Source organism: Polynucleobacter sp. AP-Titi-500A-B4, assembly GCF_018688095.1.
Classification (GTDB): domain Bacteria; phylum Pseudomonadota; class Gammaproteobacteria; order Burkholderiales; family Burkholderiaceae; genus Polynucleobacter.
This window is the reverse complement of record NZ_CP061311.1, coordinates 583,547-605,539: the sequence shown is the minus strand read 5'-3', so window position 1 is coordinate 605,539 and position 21,993 is coordinate 583,547. Positions and strand designations below refer to the sequence as shown.

The 21,993-nt window shown below is 46.5% G+C and carries 22 protein-coding genes; 7 read left to right on the top strand and 15 right to left on the bottom strand.

What is annotated here, in order from left to right; translation table 11 throughout:
* Window positions 1–30: 30 nt before the first annotated feature.
* Together FD968_RS03175 and FD968_RS03170 are read left to right on the top strand one after the other, a co-directional pair.
* A complete protein-coding gene (locus FD968_RS03175) occupies window positions 31–726 on the top strand; it encodes an ABC transporter permease (RefSeq protein ID WP_215367337.1) in 696 nt (231 codons plus the stop codon).
* On the top strand, window positions 719–1,426 hold the full coding sequence (locus tag FD968_RS03170; RefSeq protein ID WP_215367336.1) for an ATP-binding cassette domain-containing protein: 708 nt from the start codon (window positions 719–721) through the stop codon (window positions 1,424–1,426). The genes FD968_RS03175 and FD968_RS03170 overlap by 8 nt, the downstream gene beginning before the upstream one ends.
* Before the next feature lie 11 nt (window positions 1,427–1,437).
* Here the strand turns inward: FD968_RS03170 and FD968_RS03165 are convergent, their stop codons facing one another.
* The 14 genes from FD968_RS03165 to FD968_RS03100 all read right to left on the bottom strand — a co-directional run bounded on the left by FD968_RS03165 (window position 1,438) and on the right by FD968_RS03100 (window position 14,131).
* Entirely contained in the window at window positions 1,438–1,719 is a 282-nt protein-coding gene (locus FD968_RS03165; protein WP_215367335.1) for a hypothetical protein, read from the bottom strand.
* Window positions 1,720–1,729: 10 nt separating this feature from the next.
* A complete protein-coding gene (locus tag FD968_RS03160) occupies window positions 1,730–2,785 on the bottom strand; it encodes a formate dehydrogenase subunit gamma (RefSeq protein ID WP_215367334.1) in 1,056 nt (351 codons plus the stop codon).
* A gap of 47 nt (window positions 2,786–2,832) precedes the next feature.
* A complete protein-coding gene (locus FD968_RS03155; protein ID WP_215367333.1) occupies window positions 2,833–3,069 on the bottom strand; it encodes a hypothetical protein in 237 nt (78 codons plus the stop codon).
* The gene (gene fdh3B, locus FD968_RS03150; protein WP_215367332.1) at window positions 3,069–3,725 is read right to left on the bottom strand and encodes a formate dehydrogenase FDH3 subunit beta; all 657 of its coding nucleotides are present in this window, start codon (window positions 3,723–3,725) and stop codon (window positions 3,069–3,071) included. The genes FD968_RS03155 and fdh3B overlap by 1 nt, the downstream gene beginning before the upstream one ends.
* A gap of 27 nt (window positions 3,726–3,752) precedes the next feature.
* Window positions 3,753–6,731: a formate dehydrogenase subunit alpha gene (locus tag FD968_RS03145; RefSeq protein WP_215367331.1), complete on the bottom strand. Its 2,979-nt coding sequence runs from the start codon at window positions 6,729–6,731 to the stop codon at window positions 3,753–3,755.
* Between the two features lie 64 nt (window positions 6,732–6,795).
* Complete coding sequence (locus FD968_RS03140) at window positions 6,796–7,017, bottom strand: hypothetical protein (protein ID WP_215367330.1); 222 nt, start codon at window positions 7,015–7,017, stop codon at window positions 6,796–6,798.
* Between the two features lie 114 nt (window positions 7,018–7,131).
* A complete protein-coding gene (locus FD968_RS03135) occupies window positions 7,132–7,764 on the bottom strand; it encodes a molecular chaperone (protein ID WP_215367329.1) in 633 nt (210 codons plus the stop codon).
* Window positions 7,761–9,851, bottom strand: coding sequence for a 4Fe-4S binding protein (locus tag FD968_RS03130; RefSeq protein ID WP_215367328.1), 2,091 nt, complete (start codon window positions 9,849–9,851; stop codon window positions 7,761–7,763). Before FD968_RS03130 ends, FD968_RS03135 begins: the two co-directional genes overlap by 4 nt.
* A gap of 11 nt (window positions 9,852–9,862) precedes the next feature.
* Window positions 9,863–10,432, bottom strand: coding sequence for a DUF3306 domain-containing protein (locus FD968_RS03125; protein WP_215367327.1), 570 nt, complete (start codon window positions 10,430–10,432; stop codon window positions 9,863–9,865).
* The gene (locus FD968_RS03120) at window positions 10,429–10,944 is read right to left on the bottom strand and encodes a DUF3305 domain-containing protein (protein WP_251367619.1); all 516 of its coding nucleotides are present in this window, start codon (window positions 10,942–10,944) and stop codon (window positions 10,429–10,431) included. Before FD968_RS03120 ends, FD968_RS03125 begins: the two co-directional genes overlap by 4 nt.
* A gap of 32 nt (window positions 10,945–10,976) precedes the next feature.
* Entirely contained in the window at window positions 10,977–12,065 is a 1,089-nt protein-coding gene (gene apbC, locus FD968_RS03115; protein WP_215367325.1) for an iron-sulfur cluster carrier protein ApbC, read from the bottom strand.
* Window positions 12,066–12,201: 136 nt separating this feature from the next.
* Entirely contained in the window at window positions 12,202–13,143 is a 942-nt protein-coding gene (locus FD968_RS03110; RefSeq protein WP_371817754.1) for an anion permease, read from the bottom strand.
* Between the two features lie 80 nt (window positions 13,144–13,223).
* Window positions 13,224–13,871: a DUF47 domain-containing protein gene (locus FD968_RS03105; RefSeq protein ID WP_215367323.1), complete on the bottom strand. Its 648-nt coding sequence runs from the start codon at window positions 13,869–13,871 to the stop codon at window positions 13,224–13,226.
* A 65-nt stretch (window positions 13,872–13,936) separates the two neighbouring features.
* On the bottom strand, window positions 13,937–14,131 hold the full coding sequence (locus tag FD968_RS03100) for a heavy-metal-associated domain-containing protein (RefSeq protein WP_215367322.1): 195 nt from the start codon (window positions 14,129–14,131) through the stop codon (window positions 13,937–13,939).
* Window positions 14,132–14,182: 51 nt separating this feature from the next.
* On the opposite strand from FD968_RS03100, the gene FD968_RS03095 reads away from it, so the two are divergent.
* A complete protein-coding gene (locus FD968_RS03095; RefSeq protein WP_215367321.1) occupies window positions 14,183–16,459 on the top strand; it encodes a cation-translocating P-type ATPase in 2,277 nt (758 codons plus the stop codon).
* Window positions 16,460–16,482: 23 nt separating this feature from the next.
* Here the strand turns inward: FD968_RS03095 and FD968_RS03090 are convergent, their stop codons facing one another.
* Window positions 16,483–17,280 carry a DUF3047 domain-containing protein gene (locus tag FD968_RS03090; RefSeq protein ID WP_215367320.1) on the bottom strand — a complete coding sequence of 266 codons (798 nt, stop codon included), beginning with the start codon at window positions 17,278–17,280 and terminating at the stop codon, window positions 16,483–16,485.
* 47 nt (window positions 17,281–17,327) lie between these two features.
* On the opposite strand from FD968_RS03090, the gene FD968_RS03085 reads away from it, so the two are divergent.
* From FD968_RS03085 to FD968_RS03070, 4 genes are read left to right on the top strand one after another with little or no spacing between them, the layout of a single operon-like run.
* Window positions 17,328–18,824 (top strand): glycosyltransferase family 39 protein, encoded by a 1,497-nt coding sequence (locus FD968_RS03085; RefSeq protein WP_215367319.1) that lies wholly within the window; start codon window positions 17,328–17,330, stop codon window positions 18,822–18,824.
* A gap of 49 nt (window positions 18,825–18,873) precedes the next feature.
* Window positions 18,874–19,917: a lysylphosphatidylglycerol synthase transmembrane domain-containing protein gene (locus FD968_RS03080; protein WP_215367318.1), complete on the top strand. Its 1,044-nt coding sequence runs from the start codon at window positions 18,874–18,876 to the stop codon at window positions 19,915–19,917.
* 18 nt (window positions 19,918–19,935) lie between these two features.
* Window positions 19,936–21,195, top strand: a complete 1,260-nt coding sequence (locus FD968_RS03075) for a glycosyltransferase family 9 protein (RefSeq protein WP_215367317.1) — start codon at window positions 19,936–19,938, stop codon at window positions 21,193–21,195.
* Window positions 21,196–21,200: 5 nt separating this feature from the next.
* The gene (locus FD968_RS03070) at window positions 21,201–21,992 is read left to right on the top strand and encodes a phosphatase PAP2 family protein (protein WP_215367316.1); all 792 of its coding nucleotides are present in this window, start codon (window positions 21,201–21,203) and stop codon (window positions 21,990–21,992) included.
* Window position 21,993 lies beyond the last annotated feature (1 nt).

The window sequence follows — 21,993 nt, the reverse complement described above, 5'->3', positions numbered from 1 at the left end:
TTTTGCCATTGCCTTGATAGAATCAAGCGCATGTTCACCGCTTTTTCTGATGCCTTTGCACTTCTTGCTCACCTAGACGGTGGGGTGCTGGGTATTGTCCTAGTTTCCCTTCAGGTCAGCCTTACCGCCCTCCTCTTTGGCACCTTGATAGGGCTTCCCATTGGCGCCCTTCTGGCTACAGAGGAATTTGCCGGTAAAAAGTCGATTATTGTGACCCTCAATACTCTGATGGGTGTACCTACCGTCATTATTGGGGTGATTGTCTACCTGCTGCTGTCTCGATCGGGGCCTCTAGGCGCTTGGGGATGGCTGTTTACACCCAAGGGCATGATTGTGGCTCAAACACTGCTCACAACCCCCTTAATTGCCGCCTTAAGCCGCCAAATTCTGGAGGATTCTTGGAAGATTCATCGGGATTCATTTTTGAGTCTGCGCCTACCTCAGCTATCCCGATATAAGTGGCTAATTTGGGATTGCAGATTCTCTCTCACCATTGCCATCCTAGCCGGGCTTGCCAGAGCCATTTCGGAAGTTGGGGCGGTCATGATTGTGGGCGGCAATATTCAGAACTCTACTCGAACAATGACGACTGCCATTGCTCTAGAAACAAGTAAAGGCGATTTACCTCTAGCTCTTGCATTGGGTATCGTCCTACTAGGAATCGTATTGATTGCCAATCTGTTTACATTTATTGTTCGTCAAATTGTGGAGCGTCGCTATGGTTAATGTGAGCGAACAATTTGAGAAGTTCATTGAACTCAAAGACATTACTGTTGTTAGCAATGGCCGAACTATTCTGAACATACCCCATACCATCATTCCAGCAGATCGCATCACTGCTTGCATTGGCCCAAATGGTGCAGGTAAAACTACCTTGTTAAAACTCCTTGATGGCCTCATCAAACCCGATACTGGAACAGTGAGCTATTCATTTGCAAATAAGACAGCTTTGGTGCTGCATCACACACCGATGATTAAGGCGTCTACTAGAGCCAATCTCAGTCTCGTCAAAGATGCCGACTCCGCAATAACTTCGATTGAGATTGATCGGGTGATGGAGCAAGTTGGACTAAAGAGCCTTGCTTCCAGCCCTGCACATAAGCTATCAGCTGGAGAGCGACAAAAGCTTTGTCTTGGTAGAGCCATTTTGCAAAAGCCCAATTTAGTACTGCTGGACGAACCTACTGCAAACCTAGACCCAACTGCTACGGAGCAAGTTGAAAACCTGATTCGAGAATTCAATCAGCATGGATCTGATGTGATTTTTTCCTCCCATCAACTAGCTCAAGTACAACGACTTGCTCAGCACATCATTTTTATTGATCAAGGCGAGATAAAAGAAAAGGGACCCGTAGGCCCCTTCTTTTTAAATCCTCAAACTTCAGCAGCGAAACGCTACCTCCATCAAGAATTAAGTACTGAATAATTCGTAATCAATTACTTTGCTGCTGGTGCTGCAGCGGGTGCCGCAGCAACTGGCGCAACAAATGGCGGTGGCGCTACACAAGCTGCAGGCGCTGCAGCTCCAGAAACCCTGAAGCGGTCAGCCACTCTATTTTGCGCTTGGCATAGTTGATAAGCACCAACACGATCACCATAAGCAGCTTTTGCTTTAGTGAGGGCGGCAGCTTCAGCCTGCTCAGGAGTCAATGGCGGCAATGCTGCCATCACTGATGCGCCAGCAAGCGCACAGAATGTAAAAGCAATGATCTTTTTCATGGGCTTGTCCTTATTTATTCAGTTTGTCATACCAGAGCTCATGGTGCTCTTTAGCCCAAGTAGCATCTACATAGCCGGTCTTCATGCCGTCAATCGAACCTTGCATGCCGATAGTACCGATATAGATGTGACCCATTGCCATTGCCGACATCAAGATAGCTGCACTGCTATGGATGATGTTAGCAATCTGCATTGTGCCGCGGGTGTATTCAATCGTCATGAATGGCACGATCATATCGAGCACAAAGCCTGAAGCGGAGACTACCAATCCTAAGAAGGTCATACCGAACCAGAACCAAACCTTTTCACCACCGTTAAAGAAACCAGCTGGCACATGTTTGCCACTGAAAATTCCACCAAAGGAAAGGAACCAAGCCATATCACCCTTACCAGGCAAATTCTTATGAGCAAAGAGCAAGAAGAAGATGACGATACATATGGTGAAAAGTGGTCCCGTGAAGTTATGGATGTTCTTGCAAAGATTTAAGAATGAGCCATAAGCAACTCCACCCATCAAAGGCATTGCAAAGTACTTGCCGTACAAAATGAGTAACCCAGTAAAGGCTAAAGCCAAGAAGCTGGCAGCCATAGTCCAGTGAACCAAGCGGTCGAATGCACTAAAGCGCTTGATTTTGACGCCCGACATTGGCTCGTGCAACTTGATGGAACCCTTAATGGTGTACATCGCAGCAATACCAAAGAATGCAATTGCTAACAACCAACCGCCGTAAACAGTAATTACGCCATTACGAATCACACGCCATTGCTCGCCAGAACGCTGAATCAGAACACTAGACTCTTTGTCTGGAATGCTGACGTAGTTGTATGGATCACTATTGGCTGTCGTAAATATCGAAGGGTTAGCGGGCTGAGATTGCGCTTGTGTACCGTTGGCCAAGCTGTTGGGATTCGCAGGCACTGATAAAGGCGGAACATCCACTCCACTAGGAGATGGCAACGGTGCCATTGGCGCACGTTCTGCAAAGCTCATACCGCTGCCTAGCGTCAGTGACAAACCTGCTGCCACCACCAAAGTGCGTAGAACTTTAGAAAATGATCGTTTCATACAAATGTCCTTAAACGTTTTCGTTTTATTTATTGTTATTTAGATGATCACTTAACGCGACTGTATTCGTTTTGACCTTGGGTCCGCTTGTCAACCGACTCAGTCCAACTAGCCTGATTACCTGGCGTCCAGTTTTTGGTCATGAAGCCGTTATTAGCCCCCATATAAGGTGCAACATCAGGTCTCTTCGCAGCTTTGGCCGCAATTTCTGGTGGCTCAGAGCATGCAGCTAACAAAGCTCCTGCTGCAATACACAAACCGAGAGTTTTGAAATTAACTTTCATTATTTAGCTCCTGGAATTTTTGCAGCAGGCGTTGGTGTTGGTGCTGGTGTATCTGGACCACCATAAGCCGTTGTCCAACCGAAGGCTTTAGAACCGGTGTACTTGCCATTCTTCTCACGCAAGCTCACACGTTGATTAAAGATGCCAGAAATAATGTCGCTATCGCCACCGATCAATGCTTTTGTTGAGCACATTTCTGCGCAAAGTGGCAACTTACCTTCTGCCAAACGGTTGCGACCGTATTTCTCAAACTCGGCAACGCTACCGTTCTCTTCTGGGCCACCGCTACAGAATGTGCACTTATCCATTTTGCTGCGTGAACCAAAGGCGCCTTTGCTCAAGAACTGAGGTGCGCCAAATGGGCAGGCAAATGAGCAGTATCCACAGCCAATACAGATATCTTTGTCGTGAAGAACAACACCTTCATCAGTACGGTAGAAGCAATCTACTGGACAAACTGCCATGCAAGGCGCATCAGTACAGTGCATACATGCCACTGAGATTGATTTCTCTTGTCCAATGATGCCGTCGTTTACCGTAACAACACGGCGACGATTCACACCCCAAGGTACCTCGTTATCGTTCTTACAAGCAGTCACACAGCCGTTGCATTCGATGCATCGCTCTGTGTCGCAGATAAATTTCATTCTTGCCATTGTGTTCTCCTGACTTTATTTTTTGACTTAGGCAAATTTCTCGATTTGACACATAGTGGTTTTAGTCTCCTGCATCATCGTTACTTGATCGTAACCATAAGTAGTTGCAGTGTTAACCGCTTCACCTAAAACCACTGGAGCCGCACCTTCTGGATAGAACTTACGCAAGTCATTACCCTGCCACCAACCAGCGAAGTGGAAAGGTACGAATGCAGTTCCTTGGTCAACACGCTCTGTAACTAGTGCACGCACCTTGATCTTGGCACCTGTTGGTGACTTAACCCATACGTAGTCCCAGTTCTTAATGCCGCGATCTGCTGCAGCCTTAGGATTGATCTCCACAAAGTTTTCTTGCTGGAGCTCAGCCAACCATGGGTTAGAACGAGTCTCATCACCGCCACCCTCGTACTCCACCAAACGACCTGAAGTCAGAATGATTGGGAACTTCTCATATAGCTTCTGATTCAAGTTTTGATCTTGAACAGTCTTATAGAGAGTTGGCAAGCGCCAGAAATTCTTCTTGTCCGCGGAAGTTGGGTACTTGCGCATCATTGGAGCGTTAGTACTGTAAAGCGCTTCACGGTGAATTGGAACTGGATCCGGGAAGTTCCAGACAACCGCACGCGCTTTTGCATTACCAAATGGATGGCAACCGTTCTTCATCACCACGCGCTGGATACCACCAGACAAGTCGGTCTTCCAGTTTTTACCTTCAGCGAGCTTTTTCTCATCTTCAGTCAACTGATCCCACCAACCGAGTTTCTTCACAAATACGTGGTCAAACTCTGGGTAACCGGTAGTAATCGCAGAACCTTTGGAACAAGAACCATCTTCAGCCAACAAGCTCTTGCCTTCACGTTCAACACCGAAGTTTGCACGGAAGTTACCGCCACCCTCCATCACACTCTTACTAGTGTCATAGAGGTTTGGTGAACCTGGATGCTTAATTGCTGCTGTTCCATAACAAGGCCAAGGCAAACCATAGTAGTCGCCAGTGGTGTCATAGCCAGTGACTGGATCAACACCGCCACGAGACTTCAAAGTCTTCGGATCGAATGTCGCAACCATTCTCATGTGCGCTTTGAGGCGCTCTGGTGTTTGACCGGTGTAACCAATAGTCCAAACGGAACGGTTAATTTCACGCAGGATATCTTCGATCTGAGGCTCTTTCCACTGTTTTCCAGCAAATTTAGAATTGAGCATCTTGTAGTTCTTAGACAACTCTTCACCGAAGCCAAGGCGGTCAGCAAATGCTTGCATGATTACGTGATCAGGGACTGACTCAAATAATGGGTCAATCACCTTCTCACGCCACTGCAATGAGCGGTTAGAGGCCGTGGCTGTTCCACAAGTTTCAAACTGCGTTGCGGCTGGCAATAAATAAACATTGCGATTCTTGTTAATCGAATCACCTTCTGCTGGCGGCATTGCAGCCATTGCAGCGGTAGCACTTGGATATGGATCCACAACAACCAAGAGATCCAACTTATCCATCGCACGCTTCATGTCGAGGCCGCGAGTTTGTGAGTTAGGCGCATGACCCCAGAAGAACAAACCTTTTACGTTGGTCTGCTGGTCGATCATGTCATTCTTTTCCAGCACAGCATCAACCCAACGAGATACAGTGGTACCAGACTTCTCCATCATGTCTGGTGCATAGCGACCTTTAATCCATTCGTAGTCAACACCCCAAACCGTAGCGAAGTGTTTCCATGAACCCGCTGCTAAACCGTAGTAGCCAGGCAATGAGTCTGGGTTAGGGCCAACGTCAGTTGCACCTTGAACGTTATCGTGGCCGCGGAAAATATTAGTACCGCCGCCAGACTTACCAACGTTACCTAAAGCCAACTGCAAGATGCACGATGCACGCACCATGGAGTTGCCGATAGTGTGCTGAGTTTGCCCCATACACCAAACAACCGTACTCGGACGATTCTTAGCCATGGTTTCGGCAACCTTATACATTTGCGCCTCTGGAACACCGCAAGCCTCTTCTACTGCAGCTGGGTTCCACTTTTCCATCACTTCTTTGCGGATCTCATCCATGCCATAGACACGGTCATTGATGTACTTCTTATCTTCCCAGCCGTTTTTGAAGATGTGATAAAGAACACCGAACAAGAAAGGAATGTCAGTGCCTGAACGAATACGGACGTACTGATCTGACTTGGCAGCTGTACGGGTATAACGTGGATCAACCACAATCACTTTGCAACCATTTTCTTTGGCATGCAAAAGGCTCAACATAGAAACTGGATGAGCTTCAGCAGCATTTGAACCAATGTACAAAGCCGCCTTGGCATTCATCATGTCGTTATAGCTATTGGTCATCGCGCCATAGCCCCAAGTGTTAGCTACACCTGCAACAGTGGTTGAGTGACAAATACGAGCCTGATGGTCTGTATTGTTTGTTCCAAAGAAAGAGACCCACTTACGGAGTAAGTAGGCCTGTTCGTTGTTGTGCTTTGATGATCCAATAAAGAACATCGCATCCGGAGAATATTTCTCACGAATGCTCTTCATCTGCGCAGTAATTTCTGTAAGCGCTTGATCCCAAGAAATGCGTTGATACTTGCCATCAACCAATTTCATTGGATAACGCAAACGGTAGTCGCCGTGACCATGCTCACGCAATGCAGCGCCTTTAGCACAGTGGGCACCCATATTAATTGGGGAATCAAATACTGGGTCTTGACGAACCCATACACCGTTCTCAACCGTAGCATCAACTGCACAGCCTACTGAGCAGTGTGTACAAATCGATCTCTTGACCTCAATCTTGCCCTTGCCATCCAGCATTGCTTTGCTAGGCTCAGCAACCGCTTTTTGAACTAAGCTCAATTGACTAGCAGCGATACCAGCACCTACGCCAACTCCTGAACGCTTCAAGAATGTTCGGCGATCCATCGTAGGCACCGCTGCTTTTAAGCCGCGCGATAAGCTGCCGATAAGACGCGATGAAGCACGACTGCTTTGTGGGGTATTGGATTTACGAGTCAGACTCATATGTTGTCCCTGATAAAGTTTTTTTTATTAACGATTGAATCGATATCTAACTGCAATGCACTTCTTAAATCATGGTGCTTTCGTAATACTTACGCATGTGCGCAGTAATCGTATGCCCGTCATTCTTGTCTTTTACAGTGCTACCAATTTCTTGAATAACCGCTTTGCCGACAGAAGTTTGTGAAGCTACGGCAACAGCGCCAACTGCAGCGCTTGCACCAATAAAAAACTTACGGCGCGATGGCTTGTTTTCTTCGCTTAAAGCAACTTTGGATTTAGTGCTCATGGCATGCTCCTATTTAGTTATTCTTGATATGGGTCAAGTGTAGTTCGTATTTGCATTTTTGACATATTCTCGTCATAAAGGTCAGTTAGTACATTCCCTAATACGCATCAAAAATCAGATCATGTCAAAGCCTTGACCCTCAATAGCTAGGAATTCTCGGGTCAGCCCTGCGATTGGGTGATAGAGATGCATCTCTGGAATACCCTCGATGGCATCGCACAACTCGTCATACCAAGGGCGAATATGCTCATTGAAAAAAACCCTTTGATTTGTAAGGTTTGATATCTCAACATCATCCCCAGCAATTAGGTAGCGCATCACCTCACAAAGGGCAGAAATATGGTCTTCGGTTTCAGTGACCTCCTCAGCAGACTCCAGCCCAAATTCTGCCAAAGCCCTGCGGATATTGACCAAAGGTCTCTCATTTAAGTGGCCTGCCATATAAAAGGAACCATTGAGAACTACATTAGGCTTACCCACACTAATGAAGTTGAGATCAAACTCATCATGCCAAGCCTTAGCAGGGTTGTTCTTGGCTACCTCAACTACATTCATCCAAGCTTTAGCCAGAGGAGCTTCATCACTGGCGTCTTGCTGATCTGCAGTTGCGGCAATTTGATTGAGCAACTCTTGATCTGGTGGCATATGAAAAAATCTGGCGATCAAACCATAAAGGTCTGCTCTTGCTAAATCCTCTGGCAAACCGATATCACCCACCTCGGTTGAAGCATTCTCTTTTTCGCTCATGTTTCTTTCTTCACCATATCTACCACTCGACAATCGCCACACATCTTTAATCTATCCATCGCTGCCCCAGCAAAAGCACCATGGGCACCAAGCTTAGTGAGCATCAGATCTACCATCTTTGCTGTACCAAAGGGTTTGCCGCAACTAATGCAATGAAATGCCTGGGTTTGATTGAGTGCAACCTTTTGCTTGCGCTGCTCAACGGTTAGTAAACGGGGCTCTAGGGTCAGGGCATGCTCTGGGCAAGTTTGTGCGCAGATACCGCATTGCACGCACTGCTTCTCAATGAAGGACAGTATGGGCTCATCAGGATTATCGAGTAAGGCGCCCTCTGGGCAGCTGCCGACACAAGACATGCATAAAGTGCAGGCATCTTTATTAATTGCCAAGCCACCTAATAAAGAATTCTTTGGAAGAGCCACACCCACTTCAGGCAATGGTGTCTTTGCTTGTTTTTGTAGGTGCTCTAAAGCCGCTTCTAAAGTTTCTCGTTTTTGATTAGACAAGCCATAACTAGCAGGAGTACAAATGGCATTTAAGGCGCCACGTTGACGCAGAGCACCCATTGCCTGAGATACCACTTGCAATTCATCTGCAGAATTTGCCATGACCAATTGAATACGATCATCAAAACCAAATGCTTTCAGAATGGCATTGGCCAACTGCGCCTGCTCTTCAAGAGCAGCACGATAAGCAGGATCTTCATCGCCACTCAATAACAGGATCACTTCGGCAAAACCATATGTCAAGGCTCCGAGCCAAAGCTCTAAGCCAGTGGAGGCAATATGTTCTATGCCGTAAGGAACTACAAAAGATGGCAAGCCTTCATATTGCTTTGGCATCACATGCGCAGAGCGGCCAAGGCCATCAATCATGTGTGTACCCGCCTTCAAGGTGTGCAGAAGCAAACTTGGGGCTAGGGACTGATTAAGCTTCTTCGCTTCCGCATTGAACACGGTAGCTAGGGTTTTTAATTCCTTGCCTTGATGAGGTATGCTGGGATAGTTATAGCGCATCGCTCCAGATGGGCAAACGGTGGAACAAGCACCGCAACCCATACAAAGGTTGGGATTAACCTCAACTGTACCCTGTCCATTCTTAAACAGAGAACCAATTGCACCCGTTGAGCAGACATCAATGCAAGCGCTACAACCTACTTTGCCGTTGCGACCATGCGCGCAAACTTTTTCGTTATAGACAAAATACTTGGGCTTCTCAAACTCACCCACCATCTCCAGCAACTGATTTACTACTAAGGCCTGCTCCAGAGGATCTTTGCCTGGCGCAAAGTAACCTTGTGGTGTTTGGCTCATCCGCATTTTTGGTTCAACGCGTAAATCTAAAACTAAATCAAATTCAGCATTGCGCTTACGCTCTGTTCGCTCAAAAGCAATGGCGCCGATACTCGCACAGGCCGTCACACAAGCACGGTGGGATTTGCACTTATCTAAATCAATTTGAAATGAGAGATCAATCGCATTTTCAGGACAAACTTCTACGCAAGCGCCGCAGCGGGTACACATCTCGGGATCAATCGGATTTTGCAAATCCCAATCTACCGAGAAGTTGCCCAAATAACCATCGAGCTTTGTTACTGAACCACTATAAATTGGGTAATTCCGAGTTAATGGTAATGCGCTAGGCTCAGTACAGAGAACCGAAACATCCAATGAGCTAGAAATCTTTTCCGCCCAAGGTATTGCTTGTGATCCAGGGCCCACTATTAATGCTCGCCCCTGACTTTCGTAATTAACAACTGGAACAGGCTCAGCTTCAGGCATATCTGCCAACGCCAACAACGCTGCAATCTTTGGTCCTGATAGTTTTGCTTCTTGCGTCCAACCCGCTACTTCACGAATATTGACAAAGCGCAGTGGCGCTACAAGCGGCTTTTCAGATTGTTCGGCCAATTCAGAAAATAGAGCGCCCTCTTGCGTGCAAGCAATCACGAGCGAGTCAGAGCTATCTAACGCTTTTAGAAAAGTTCCAACTTCTTGACGGCATAAGGAATGGTGAACTGGAACACCCAATGCCTTTGAATCCAAAGGCATCGTGCCATTACAGTTACAGACTAATTTTTGACTCATTCACAACCTTCTTAGGTTTTTTTCTTTTCGGACTCTATCGGCATTTCATCCAAGTTGGCCAACTTTTGCTGGGCTTGGGATTGAGTGGATGTTAAATCACTTTGCGTTGGAGCCTCTAAAGCCTGTGTATCCGGCTCGGGAATAACTGCAGAGCTTGTGGTTTGCTCTTTCGCCTTGTCGACCTCCTCGCCAGTCTTTTTGAAAAGACCCAACATATCACTCTGCACCATTCTTTCCAGCATGCCAGGCGGCAATGGGTCTGGCTTGGAATAGTCGTCAATATAAATATCAAGACCATCCATCACATTAAAGTGCGGGTCGGTAAACATTTTCTTGAGCGCGGCCTGCTGAACTGTAGGATCCACGTCAGGCTTCATGAACGCAGAAAAATCCGGGGCAAAGCGATCAATCTTTTCCACATCCTCTAATGTCGCTGGCGGTGGTGCCTCAGTATCGGGTGCTTTGATTTCGCTATTAGTCTGAGCTGGTGGCTGAGCAACTTCTTTTAACTGCTCTTCTGTCTCATCTTGTTTGCCAGCCTTACGGCGAGACCAACGACTTAAAAATCCATCTGCCATCATTCCTCCGCAGAACGCTCAGCGCCTTTAAAGGATGCTGGCTTATGACGCTTCTTTGGCTCGGGCCGATAGTTTTCATTGACATATTCTTGCAACCAAGAGGCATGTTCCTCGCTCATAGGAATCGTATCAACAGACTCTCCGCCATCCAGTAAACGAGCGGCCTCGTTATAACTCACGCAGATACGATGGGGAACGGCAATATTCGGTTCAGCTTTAGCCATCTCAAGTGACTGCGCATCTATATAGCGATCAATATCATCTTCTAAACGCCACATCACAAACCAGCACGGTGTAGTTGCTGAGACATTGAGGTAATAGCCTTCCGCCTCATCAGGAAAAAGATTTAAGTCAAAGCCAGTAAATAACCAAGATTCTCCCTCGGGATCGCGCCCCAAGAACTGGCCTGAGATTGCATTACTCGAATGGTTATTGAGCTGCCCAAAATCAGGCAGCACCTCCTGAGGAACCCAGCGGTAGGAGACCCATGGGTTATCCATATTTTGTTTACGCATGAGTACTGCAAAGCGCATAAGTTCTCAGAGCCTTAAGTGTTCTGAATCACAATATTCGGAAATTTACTGCTCATATCTTTTGCAAGCGTGGCTACCCGAATTGCAACCTGCCGAGCAATAGTTTTATAGATTGCGCTAATAGCGCCATCAGGATCAGCTACGACTGTTGGACGGCCAGCATCAGCCTGCTCACGAATCGAAAGATTTAAAGGTAAGGCGCCCAAAAATTCGACGCCATACTCTTTGCACATCTTCTCACCACCGCCAGAGCCAAACACATGCTCTTCATGTCCACAGCTTGGACAAACATAAGTGCTCATGTTTTCAATAATGCCGATGATCGGAACGCCCACCTTTTCAAACATCTTGAGGCCTTTACGAGCATCGAGCAAGGCAATATCTTGCGGGGTCGTCACAATCACAGAACCTGTGACAGGAACCTTTTGCGATAAGGTCAACTGAATGTCTCCAGTACCTGGAGGCATATCTACTATTAAGTAATCCAAGTCGCGCCAGCGGGTTTGGCGTAACAACTGCTCTAATGCAGAAGTGACCATCGGACCACGCCACACCATAGGCGCATCCTCTTCAATCAGAAAACCAATAGAGCTCGCTTGCAGGCCGTGACCCTCCATTGGTTCAATCGTGTTTTCTTCAATCGAGTCTGGTCGACCTGTAATACCCAACATCATCGGTTGACTTGGACCGTAAATATCTGCATCTAATATGCCAACTTGTGCACCCTCAGCCGCAAGCGCCAATGCCAAGTTCACCGCGGTAGTTGATTTACCAACACCGCCCTTGCCACTAGCAACGGCAATAATATTTTTAACACCAGGCAGCAACTTGACACCACGCTGAACAGCATGGGCAACAATTTGACTACTGACATTGACGCTGACATTTTTAACGCCAGGTAACTCACGCAAAGCGTTGATCACTGCTTTACGAATCGAGTCAAATTGACTTTTGGCGGGATAGCCCAAAACAATATCTAATACTATGTCGCCATCTTCTACTTTGAGATTTTTTACGTTTTTAGCTGTTACAAAATCGACCTTCGTATTAGGGTCAATTAAGCTTTTTAGTGCGCCTTGAACAGCCTCTACAGTTACTGACACTACCTTCTCCTATAATGCGCAATTCTCAAAGAAACGCTCCAGAATTGCTAAATGTATTTTTTATTGAATAGCAGGTAGATTAACCGTACCAGCGAAAAATTGCTTGAATCAGATCAATTGATCTTCAAAAGCGAAATTAGAAGATCATTAGGCTTAAGTAATAAACAATCATTGACATCAAGGCAGTCGCTGGAATCGTGAAAATCCATGCCCATATAATATTTCCGGCAACACCCCAGCGTACTGCGCTAGCTCTTTGCGTAGAGCCTACGCCAACAATAGCCCCAGTAATTGTGTGGGTAGTAGATACCGGAATGCCGATGGCGGTTGCAGCAAATAAAGTAATCGCTCCGCCCGTTTCTGCACAGAAGCCACCTACAGGCTTAAGCTTAGTGAGCTTTTGTCCCATGGTTTTGACAATACGCCAACCACCAAACATCGTGCCAATTGCAATGGCGATATAGCAGCTAATAATGGTCCAAGTTGGTGGCATTTTTGCGCCAGCTTCAGCGTAACCCGTAATGATCAAGAGCAACCAAATAATGCCAATGGTTTTTTGGGCATCGTTACCACCATGACCTAGGCTGTATGCGCTAGCGGATACCAACTGCAAGCGACGGAACCAACGATCAGTTTTGGCAAGATTGGCATTCTTACAAACCCAGGCCACTAAGAGCATCATGAGTGAACCAAGCAGGAAGCCAACTAACGGAGAAATCAAAATAAAGGAGACCGTCTTAATAATGCCGGACCAAACTAGGCCATCAAATCCTGCTTTAGGAAGGGCGGCCCCCACGAGGCCGCCAATCAAAGCATGTGAAGAGCTAGATGGAATACCGTAATACCAAGTAATGACATTCCATACGATTGCCCCAGTTAAGGCGCCAAAAATCACATGTAAATCTACTGCGGCAGGATGAACAATACCTTTGCCCACCGTTGCCGCAACACTTAGATGAAAGATGAAGATAGCTAGGAAGTTAAAGAATGCGGCGAAGACCACTGCTTGATGTGGCTTTAGAACACCTGTTGATACCACCGTGGCGATAGAGTTCGCAGCATCATGAAATCCATTCATGAAATCGAAGCCCAGCGCTAATATAACCAATAGCGCTACTACCCAAAAAGCCACTTCTGTCGCTGGCAACTTAGTTCGCCTTAAGAGTTTTCAAGAACGATGCCTTCAACCAAATTGGCAACGTCTTCACATTTGTCGGTAACTTCCTCGAGCAACTCATAAATACGCTGACACTTAATCAGTTCACGTACTTCGATGTCTTCACGGAATAATCTAGTAATCGCAGTCGATAACAGGCGGTCAGCACCAGATTCAAGATAATCAATCTCATCACAAGTCTTGAGCGCTGCCTTAGCCACCTCTGGATCAGAGATGTCTTTCAGGGTTGCTACTGCATTTCTCATACCGATGCAGCACTGATTGCATAACTCTGCCATCTGCAGCATTTCAGGGGTCATCTGTTTTACATCGTACAAATGCATCGCTTCAGTACCGTTTTGCAACAGATCTGCAACGTCATCCATTGTATTGATGAGTGAGAAAATTTGATCGCGATCGATTGGGGTGATAAATGTTTTATGGAGACGGCGATGAACTTCTTTCACCACGTCATCACAGGCATGCTCTGCCTTGTCTACTTCTTGCGTATATTTTGCGCGCAAGGCTTCATCGCTATAGTGCTCAACGAACTTCAAAAAAGATTCTGAAGCGGCAACGATATGTCCGGCATGCTCATTGAACAATTCAAAGAAATTACCATCGTGAGGCATTAACTTACTGAAGAACATAAATCACGATCCTTTAGGAACAAAATACTGTTTTTGTTAGGTTTGCCGACATTCTAAACAAACGCCTATTGAACAACTGGAAAACCAGCATCTGTTATAAGCTGGCTTGCCTGGACTTGGGATAAGGTGGTTTCGAGAGTGACGGTCTGGGTTGCCAAATCTGCCTGAACTTTTGCCGCTGGATCTTCGCCCTGAATAGCTCGGGTCACAGCATTAATGCAGCCTCCACAGGTCATTCCGGATACTTTGAGACTCAACATATCAACCCTTTTGAAGTGAATTTGCTTGGTATACAGTAGATTATCTTCTATATGAGTAGCCAAAACGACTCAAATTCATTCATTTTTACCCTTGATATTGGTGGGATGACCTGCGCATCTTGCGTGGGAAGGGTTGAGAAGGCGCTTAACCGGATACCTGGGGTAGAAGCTGCCACCGTTAATTTAGCAACCGAGCAAGCCAAGGTCCGCCTCAAAGCAAATTCTGAGACTTCGATTGACAGTGTCATCGCCCTGGTCCAGAAAACGGGTTACGAGGCAAAACTGAGCGCCCCCCATGGAAATACCCAAGTAAATCAGTCGCACTCTTTTTGGGGATCCGATGGGCTTGGTCGAGTCTTACTCAGTTTTGCGCTATCTGCCCCACTCTTCTTGCCAATGTTGCTAATGCCATTTGGAATTCATTGGGCTCTGTCGCCAAAGTGGCAAGTCATTCTTGCAACTCCCGTTCAATTCATTTTGGGGTGGCGTTTCTACAAGGCTGGATTCAAATCATTAATGGCTGGCACAGGCAATATGGATTTATTGGTCGCGCTTGGCACTAGTGCTGCATACGGTTTAAGTATTTACCAAATGATGGCATCACCGCATGCAAGTCACGAACTATATTTCGAAGGATCTGCCGTCATCATTTGCATGGTACTACTGGGTAAATGGTTAGAAGCGCGAGCAAAACAACAGACCAGTGAAGCGATTCGCGCCTTGCAAAAACTCTGGCCAGAAAAAGCCAAGGTTTTAGATCCCAGTGTTGTGATTGGCGAAGGTGCCTTCTTCAAGCAATTTCGCGAACTACCCTTAGAACAAGTATTCCCCAAGGATCGGATCCTGGTTTTGCCTGGTGAGCGCATTCCAGTAGATGGCGTAATTGTCTTTGGCAATAGTCACATCGATGAATCACTACTCACCGGCGAGAGTGAGCCTGTTAAGAAACTATTGGGTGCGAAAGTAATTGGGGGATCCTTGAATGGCGAAGGTGCGCTAGTGATTGATACTCAAGCCGTAGGGGTGGAAAGCGTTTTATCCCAAATCATTACCCTAGTTGAAGATGCGCAAACCCAGAAAGCACCGATTCAAAAATTGGTAGATCGGGTAAGTGCGATTTTCGTTCCGAGTGTCATCGTGATTGCAGCACTTACCGGAGTAGCGAACTGGATTTATTTAGATTCCGCTTCGATAGCTATCTTACGCGCGGTATCTGTATTAGTAATTGCCTGTCCCTGCGCATTAGGTTTAGCAACGCCCGCAGCAATCATGGCAGGCACAGGGGTAGCAGCACGCTTTGGTATCTTAATTAAAGACCCCCAAGTATTAGAGCTTGCCCATCGACTTAATATTGTGGCCTTTGATAAAACTGGCACCCTCACTATTGGAAAACCCAGAGTACTTGCGTTTATTCCACTCACCAATACATCTACAGAAAGCGCGCTTCTTGCTACCGCCGCAGGATTACAAATGGGCAGTGAGCATCCATTGGCAAAAGCACTGTTAGATGCCGCCAAAAATGCGGGTGTTAATCCAATACCACCATCTGAGAGTCAAGCCTTGGCTGGCATTGGCATCACTGGCAAGCCGAGCTCAGGGCCTTGGGCAGGTCAAAGCCTTGCCCTACAAAGCATTGCATCATTCACCAGCAATGCGCACTCGGCAGAAATACTCAGTAACGCACAAGCACTGTTAGATGCAGGTAATACTGTTTCGGTATTGATGGATCAAGCACCCCAGTCAGGACCACTTGCCATCATCGCATTTGGCGATGAACTCAAACCCAATGCAAAAGAAGCGATTTATTCTTTGCATCAATTGCACATCCGCACAGTGATGCTCTCGGGTGATAACTCTGCCGCCGCTAATCGTGTCGGGCAATCGATCGGCATTGATGAGGTGTTTGGACAAATCATGCCAAGCAACAAGGCAGATATTATTCGCACACTTCAAGCCTCCGATAAAGATGGTGGTCGTCAATATGTTGCAATGGTAGGTGATGGCATTAATGATGCACCAGCACTAGCAACGGCAGATGTTGGCATGGCGATGTCTACCGGCACCGATGTCGCAATGCAAGCGGCTGGTATCACTCTCATGCGCGGGGATCCAGGCTTAGTAGCAGATGCCATTGATATTTCCAAAAGAACCTGGAAGAAAATTCAGCAGAACTTATTCTGGGCTTTTGCATTTAATTCCACCGGCATTCCGCTCGCCGCGCTAGGCTACCTCTCGCCTATGCTTGCTGGCAGCGCTATGGCTTTATCCAGCTTTTGCGTTCTCAGCAACGCCCTCTTATTAAAACGTTGGCGTCCTGCTCGCCGCTAATGTGATTGAAAACTGTTTGCTGGTTACTTTGGATTCTTGCGAACGAGCTCAATATCACCATAAAAAGCGCGCGTCTCAGACTTGGTGTTATCGGTATCCGTCAGCAAAGCAATGCCAATCACCTCACCCGGAGCTTCGCCATAAGCCCGCTTATAGTCAGCAGATAGATCGCGTTGATGTTGATGCCATTGACCCAAATTATCCCAACCAGAATCTACCACAATCATTTTGATGCGTGAGGTGTGTGCATTGGTGATGATGGTATCGACAGGAGACTTGCCTGACCAGATATACATCAAGGTAGCGTAGGGCATTTCTTGCCCACTAATAAGACTAGCCATCTCAAATGTCATTTTTTCTTTTAAAGGAAGTTTAGATTTATTCCCATCAAATGCGACCAAAATTCTCAAGGGCGCATCATCTTGATAGCTTTGTGCATTGTCAGCCTCTGGGATTGCAGCCAATGCTTTCCACTCCCACTGTAACCATAAATTATTTGCCTGGCGTGGGCGTAATTTCACTGCCAATCCTGAAGCAGAGGTTTTAGAGTTCGCACTCAACACCGTTTTACCTTGGTAATTTTCTAAGCGGTAAACCGTATTCTTTTTATAAGGTGCAATGCGATAGAAATTCCAGCCATTAGGCATACCCTCGCGTGCAGTCTCCGCTGAAAACTTCGGCAGCTCGTCCTGCGCTGGCAGTGCATCCACATTGAACGCCTGTCCTGACTCATTTTGAACAGAGCCTCCACCAAGCCCTGCGCAACCAGACAGAGCAAGAGCAATACAGGCGACAAGAAAAAGATGGAAAGGTTTAAACATGGATCAATTGTCCCAAATAATGGCCTAAGTGAGTCTAAAATCAAAGCATGCGCCAACATTCTCCTTCAAGCTGGGCCGCAATCTGCATCGGCATTGCAGCGCTCGTGCACTTTGCCCTGGGCTTTGCAATTGAATTCTCGGTCGATGAAGCGCACTACGCCTTATATGCACAGCATCTGGCATGGAGCTATTTTGATCACCCCCCACTCGTTGGCTGGATTCAGTGGCCTTTAGTTACGCTCACCTCTAGTGAAGGCATCATTCGACTCGTTCCAGAGTTGCTCTGGGTGATTTCTTGTTACTTGGTTTATCAAGTCACTTTAGAACTGCACCACCTCATACAAGGGCGCAATGCTGGCTATCTCACCAGCGCACTTCCTTCGGCAAATATCTGTGGACTGATGGCAGTACTTGCCATCATTGCCGCACCAATGCCCCATATACTCGCGATTGGTTTGCTGCCTGATACATTACTTGCACCGTTGAGTCTTGGTCTGATGTTGATGGCTGTACGATGGCTTTCCCATGATTACTTCAGCCTTACTAATTGGCTCATTACTGGAGTATTACTAGGATTAGCAGGCCTGAGTAAATACACTGCAGTATTTACTGCAGTCGCATTGCTGCTAATTTTTTTAAGCAGCCCCCGAAAACCTTGGATTAACAAAATTGGGTTTTGGTTTGCTGCAGTGATTGCTCTGATATTTATTAGCCCTGTACTCTATTGGAATTGGGCAAATGATTGGATCTCTTTTAAATATCAGATAGCCCACGGAGCTGGCAGCGCTTGGCTTTGGCGCAGATTGGGCGCTTATCTAGGAATCCAAATCTTGGTCTATGGGCCACTAGTCATCTTAGGCGCTTATCTTTTCATTAAAAACTGTATCCATGGCACCAAACTATCTTTATTGGCATTGCTTGGGTTCTTCGTAATACCTTTTGCTATTTTTACTAGTCTCTCTGGTGGCGGTGGCTTGCCGCATTGGACCTCTCCAGCATGGTTCTGTCTTGCACCCTTTGCTGGTATCGGTTTAGCCAAAGCTTGGTCTACTCAGCGCCATCATCTCATTCGAATTTTATTCATCGCGCAAGTAGCGCTGTGCTGCATCGGATTTGCTTATGTGTTGTCTGGTGGTATTAGCACGGTAGCAGTGAAATCCAATCCGATTGCTGATCTCTATGGCTGGAAAATTGCAGGTGAAAAAGCCGCTCAGTTAACTGAAGCAACTAAGGCTAATGGCATCGCTGTCCAGAATTGGACTTTAGGTAGTCGCGCCGCTTGGTATGCCAAACCTATTCCAGTGTTTGTATTAGACCAACGACAAGATCAATTTGATCTCTGGTTTGGACAGTTGCCCCACGGAGCAAATATTCTGCTGATGAACTGGTCCGGAATGTCTTTTGCGCCTCCGGTTGGAAATAAGACCGCATTTGAGCGTTGCGAGCCTTTGGACAGCCTAGAAATTGAGCGCTTTGGTCAAATCTTGTCCAAATTTGACTTTAGCCTTTGCAGTAACTGGCAAGGTACTGGCTTGGCGGAGTAATTCACCCAAATTCAAGACCTTAGGCGCCCAAAGCATTATCCTTACGCCTATGAGTTCATTACCCCAATCCACCCCAAAAACCCCCTCTGGGTGGAAATCAATTCTGAAGCGCGCATGGCCAACGATCCGCATTTTGTTGTCTATTGCCCTACTTTGGAAAGCAACCAGTGGAATTGACTGGCACACACTACTGGATTCTGAAATCAAGATGCAACCTGCTTGGTTAATTGCCGCCGCAGCAGCGATTTGCTGCGCGTTTATTTGCGGTGGTTTACGTTGGGGATTTTTGATGCGCAGCGTGGGATTTCAGGGAAGCCTCAAAACATATATTGCACTGTATTTCGCTGGTGGGCTAATCAACCAAGGTCTACCCAGCACACTCGGTGGTGATAGCTATCGCGCTATCACCGCAACCCATCTCACTAGCACGGACAATCTAAGCGAAACAAAAGAGCTTGATGAAGAACTGCATCAGTCTGTAGATCTAGGACATGCCACTCCTAAACTTCGCCTAAGCTTTGCCATGGTTTTAGTGGATCGTCTTTTAGGACTAGCTGGCAACAATCTCCTCGGCGGCTTAGGTTTAATTTTGGGCGGATCAACACTTGCCATTTGGGGCCAAGATTTGGGCTATGCAGTTGTAGCTATCATGGTTTTTGCAGGGCTACTCATTGCCTTGATATTGGCCTGGACTCCAACCCGACAACTTCTACAAAGCTTACTCGATCGCCTGCGTATGAACAATGCTATGCCTGGTATTCGCTTAGCCTTTTCTTGGCCCATGAATATTGCGCAAGCGCTCTTTGCGATCGCTATCCACTGCTTGGTCATCTTGGCTTTTGGTTTTTGCCTGAAGGCCTACGGTGCTGAGGCACCAATCTCCAGCCTAATGATTGGTCTGCCAGCCTTAAGTCTTTTGTTAATGTTGCCAATTAGCATTTCTGGATGGGGCTTGCGCGAAGCCACCCTATCTTCCGTGTTAGCCCTGTGGGGCGTAAATCCATCGCTGACTGTATTAGCCTCTATAAGCTATGGTGCAATTACGGTGATTTCTGTTTTGCCAGGCGCATACTTTTTACTAAAACGAAAATAATTCTTTCAGAGAAAAACTATGACTATTAGTGTCAATACTATGCGTGCTATTGATCATTGGGTTGGAGTCCCCCTTTGTGCAATTGCGAGCCCATTGGTGGCATTAATGGACAGCGTCAAAAATATTTTTAGTCGTGGCCCTCAGACCCCCAAGAAACTACTCTTCATTGAGCTCTCAGAAATGGGTAGCGCAATCTTGGTTGACCCTGCGATGCGCAATGCCCAAGCACGTGGCGCTGAATTATTTTTCTTAATCTTTAAAAGCAATCGTGCCAGCCTCACGCTCTTAAATACCGTTAAACCAGAAAATATTTTCACCATTGACTCTTCAAGTCTAGGTGGATTAATTAAAGATACTTTGCGCTTTTTGATCGTGGCACGAGTCCATCGTATTGATACTGTTATTGATCTGGAACTCTTCTCTCGATTTACCGCACTACTTACTGGTCTTTGCGGAGCTCGTCGTCGAGTCGGCTATCACATCTTTCACGGTGAAGGCTTGTGGCGTGGTTTCATGCTCACCCGTAAGGTGCACTACAACCCGCATATTCACATTACTAAAAACTTTCTCTCCCTGATCCATGCAGCTTTTGCCCAAAAGATTGAAGTACCCTTTAGCAAAATTCATATTCCCGATTCCGAAGTCAAGCTCGAGCAAGCTATCATCAACCCTGATGTCATGAAAAAAGTGCTTTCTCGAATTGAACAGAAGGCCTCTGAAGCGGGCATTCCTTATACCTATGGAAAAGATCGTCTGATCCTGATTAATCCCAATGCTAGCGATCTCTTGCCGCAGCGACGTTGGGCGCAACAACGCTTCTCAGAGCTCATTCAAGCAGTTCATCAGCGGTATCCAAATGATTTAATCCTAATTACTGGCTCACCAGCAGAATTTGTCTATGTAGATAAGGTGAGATCTGTTGCTAATGTGAAAAATGCATTGAACTTTGCAGGTCAGGTTACTTTTGCTGAATTACCGCCGCTTTATACGCTTTCGGATGTGATGGTGACAAACGATTCTGGCCCAGGCCACTTCTCTGCAGTAACACCCTTACGAACAGTCGTTCTATTTGGACCAGAGACACCTGCTCTCTATGGATCAATCGGCAACTCCATCGCAATTACTGCGAATCTTGCTTGCTCTCCTTGTGTGAGTGCAGCAAATCATCGCAAAACACCTTGTCACGATAATGTCTGCATGCAAGCCATCACGGTTGCACAAGTAATGGATAAAGTTGCCATCCAATTACAAGAAGCTGATAAAGCAAAAGGTCGCTAAGCTGGATGAGCAAGAAAGCGATCCCTACATTAGCCTGGTTAATACCGCTTGCTCCATTAGCTTTTGCCGCAGCAATTTGTCTTGGTGAATTCCAAAATAGTAGCTTTTTATTCATTAATGGTTTTACCCAGCAATTACCCGATACAGTTTGGGCATGGCTAACTTTTCTGGGCAATGGCTGGGGCATATTTGCACTCGCTTTTCCACTACTCCTTTTGGCGCCTCGCTTACTCACTGCGGGAATCATTGCTGGAGCCATCTCTGCAATTACCAGCACAGCCCTGAAAAATCTTTTTAACCTTCCAAGACCAGCAGGTCTGCTGGAAGAAGGCAGCTTTTATCGGATTGGCGAGCCTTTACTCCACAAAGCATTCCCTTCAGGCCATACCTTAACGGCTTTTGCGATTGCCAGCGCCCTTTATTTTGTCTCCAGTCAAAATAAGCGCAACTTTCTATTGCCTCTGTTTCTAGTCGCTGCATTGGTAGGTATATCTCGTAGTGCTGTTGGTGCACATTGGCTTACAGATGTCTTGGGTGGCGCTGGTTTCGGTATTTGGTGTGGCATGTTGGGCGCAGTTCTCGCGCAATACGTTCCAGAAACTCAACTAAAACCGAAAAGTATTTGGAGTCACTTCGTTGCCTTGGGTGGTGTTGCCGCCTTATATGCGCACTACACTCAAATCATGGACCTCGAATTAAATCTGCCCTTGCAATACGTTTCTATTGCGATCGTAGCCATTACCTTAATATTTTTTGTTAAAGCGCAATTTAACAATTCACCTAGTCAATCTCACTAAG

Coding starts and splice junctions, on each gene's coding strand:
- FD968_RS03175 (WP_215367337.1), top strand. CDS start 31: ATGTTCACCGCTTTTTCTGATGCCTTTGCACTTCTTGCTCACCTAGAC.
- FD968_RS03170 (WP_215367336.1), top strand. CDS start 719: ATGGTTAATGTGAGCGAACAATTTGAGAAGTTCATTGAACTCAAAGAC.
- FD968_RS03165 (WP_215367335.1), bottom strand. CDS start 1,719: ATGAAAAAGATCATTGCTTTTACATTCTGTGCGCTTGCTGGCGCATCA.
- FD968_RS03160 (WP_215367334.1), bottom strand. CDS start 2,785: ATGAAACGATCATTTTCTAAAGTTCTACGCACTTTGGTGGTGGCAGCA.
- FD968_RS03155 (WP_215367333.1), bottom strand. CDS start 3,069: ATGAAAGTTAATTTCAAAACTCTCGGTTTGTGTATTGCAGCAGGAGCT.
- fdh3B (WP_215367332.1), bottom strand. CDS start 3,725: ATGGCAAGAATGAAATTTATCTGCGACACAGAGCGATGCATCGAATGC.
- FD968_RS03145 (WP_215367331.1), bottom strand. CDS start 6,731: ATGAGTCTGACTCGTAAATCCAATACCCCACAAAGCAGTCGTGCTTCA.
- FD968_RS03140 (WP_215367330.1), bottom strand. CDS start 7,017: ATGAGCACTAAATCCAAAGTTGCTTTAAGCGAAGAAAACAAGCCATCG.
- FD968_RS03135 (WP_215367329.1), bottom strand. CDS start 7,764: ATGAGCGAAAAAGAGAATGCTTCAACCGAGGTGGGTGATATCGGTTTG.
- FD968_RS03130 (WP_215367328.1), bottom strand. CDS start 9,851: ATGAGTCAAAAATTAGTCTGTAACTGTAATGGCACGATGCCTTTGGAT.
- FD968_RS03125 (WP_215367327.1), bottom strand. CDS start 10,432: ATGATGGCAGATGGATTTTTAAGTCGTTGGTCTCGCCGTAAGGCTGGC.
- FD968_RS03120 (WP_251367619.1), bottom strand. CDS start 10,944: ATGCGTAAACAAAATATGGATAACCCATGGGTCTCCTACCGCTGGGTT.
- FD968_RS03110 (WP_371817754.1), bottom strand. CDS start 13,143: ATGAATGGATTTCATGATGCTGCGAACTCTATCGCCACGGTGGTATCA.
- FD968_RS03105 (WP_215367323.1), bottom strand. CDS start 13,871: ATGTTCTTCAGTAAGTTAATGCCTCACGATGGTAATTTCTTTGAATTG.
- FD968_RS03100 (WP_215367322.1), bottom strand. CDS start 14,131: ATGTTGAGTCTCAAAGTATCCGGAATGACCTGTGGAGGCTGCATTAAT.
- FD968_RS03095 (WP_215367321.1), top strand. CDS start 14,183: ATGAGTAGCCAAAACGACTCAAATTCATTCATTTTTACCCTTGATATT.
- FD968_RS03090 (WP_215367320.1), bottom strand. CDS start 17,280: ATGTTTAAACCTTTCCATCTTTTTCTTGTCGCCTGTATTGCTCTTGCT.
- FD968_RS03085 (WP_215367319.1), top strand. CDS start 17,328: ATGCGCCAACATTCTCCTTCAAGCTGGGCCGCAATCTGCATCGGCATT.
- FD968_RS03080 (WP_215367318.1), top strand. CDS start 18,874: ATGAGTTCATTACCCCAATCCACCCCAAAAACCCCCTCTGGGTGGAAA.
- FD968_RS03075 (WP_215367317.1), top strand. CDS start 19,936: ATGACTATTAGTGTCAATACTATGCGTGCTATTGATCATTGGGTTGGA.
- FD968_RS03070 (WP_215367316.1), top strand. CDS start 21,201: ATGAGCAAGAAAGCGATCCCTACATTAGCCTGGTTAATACCGCTTGCT.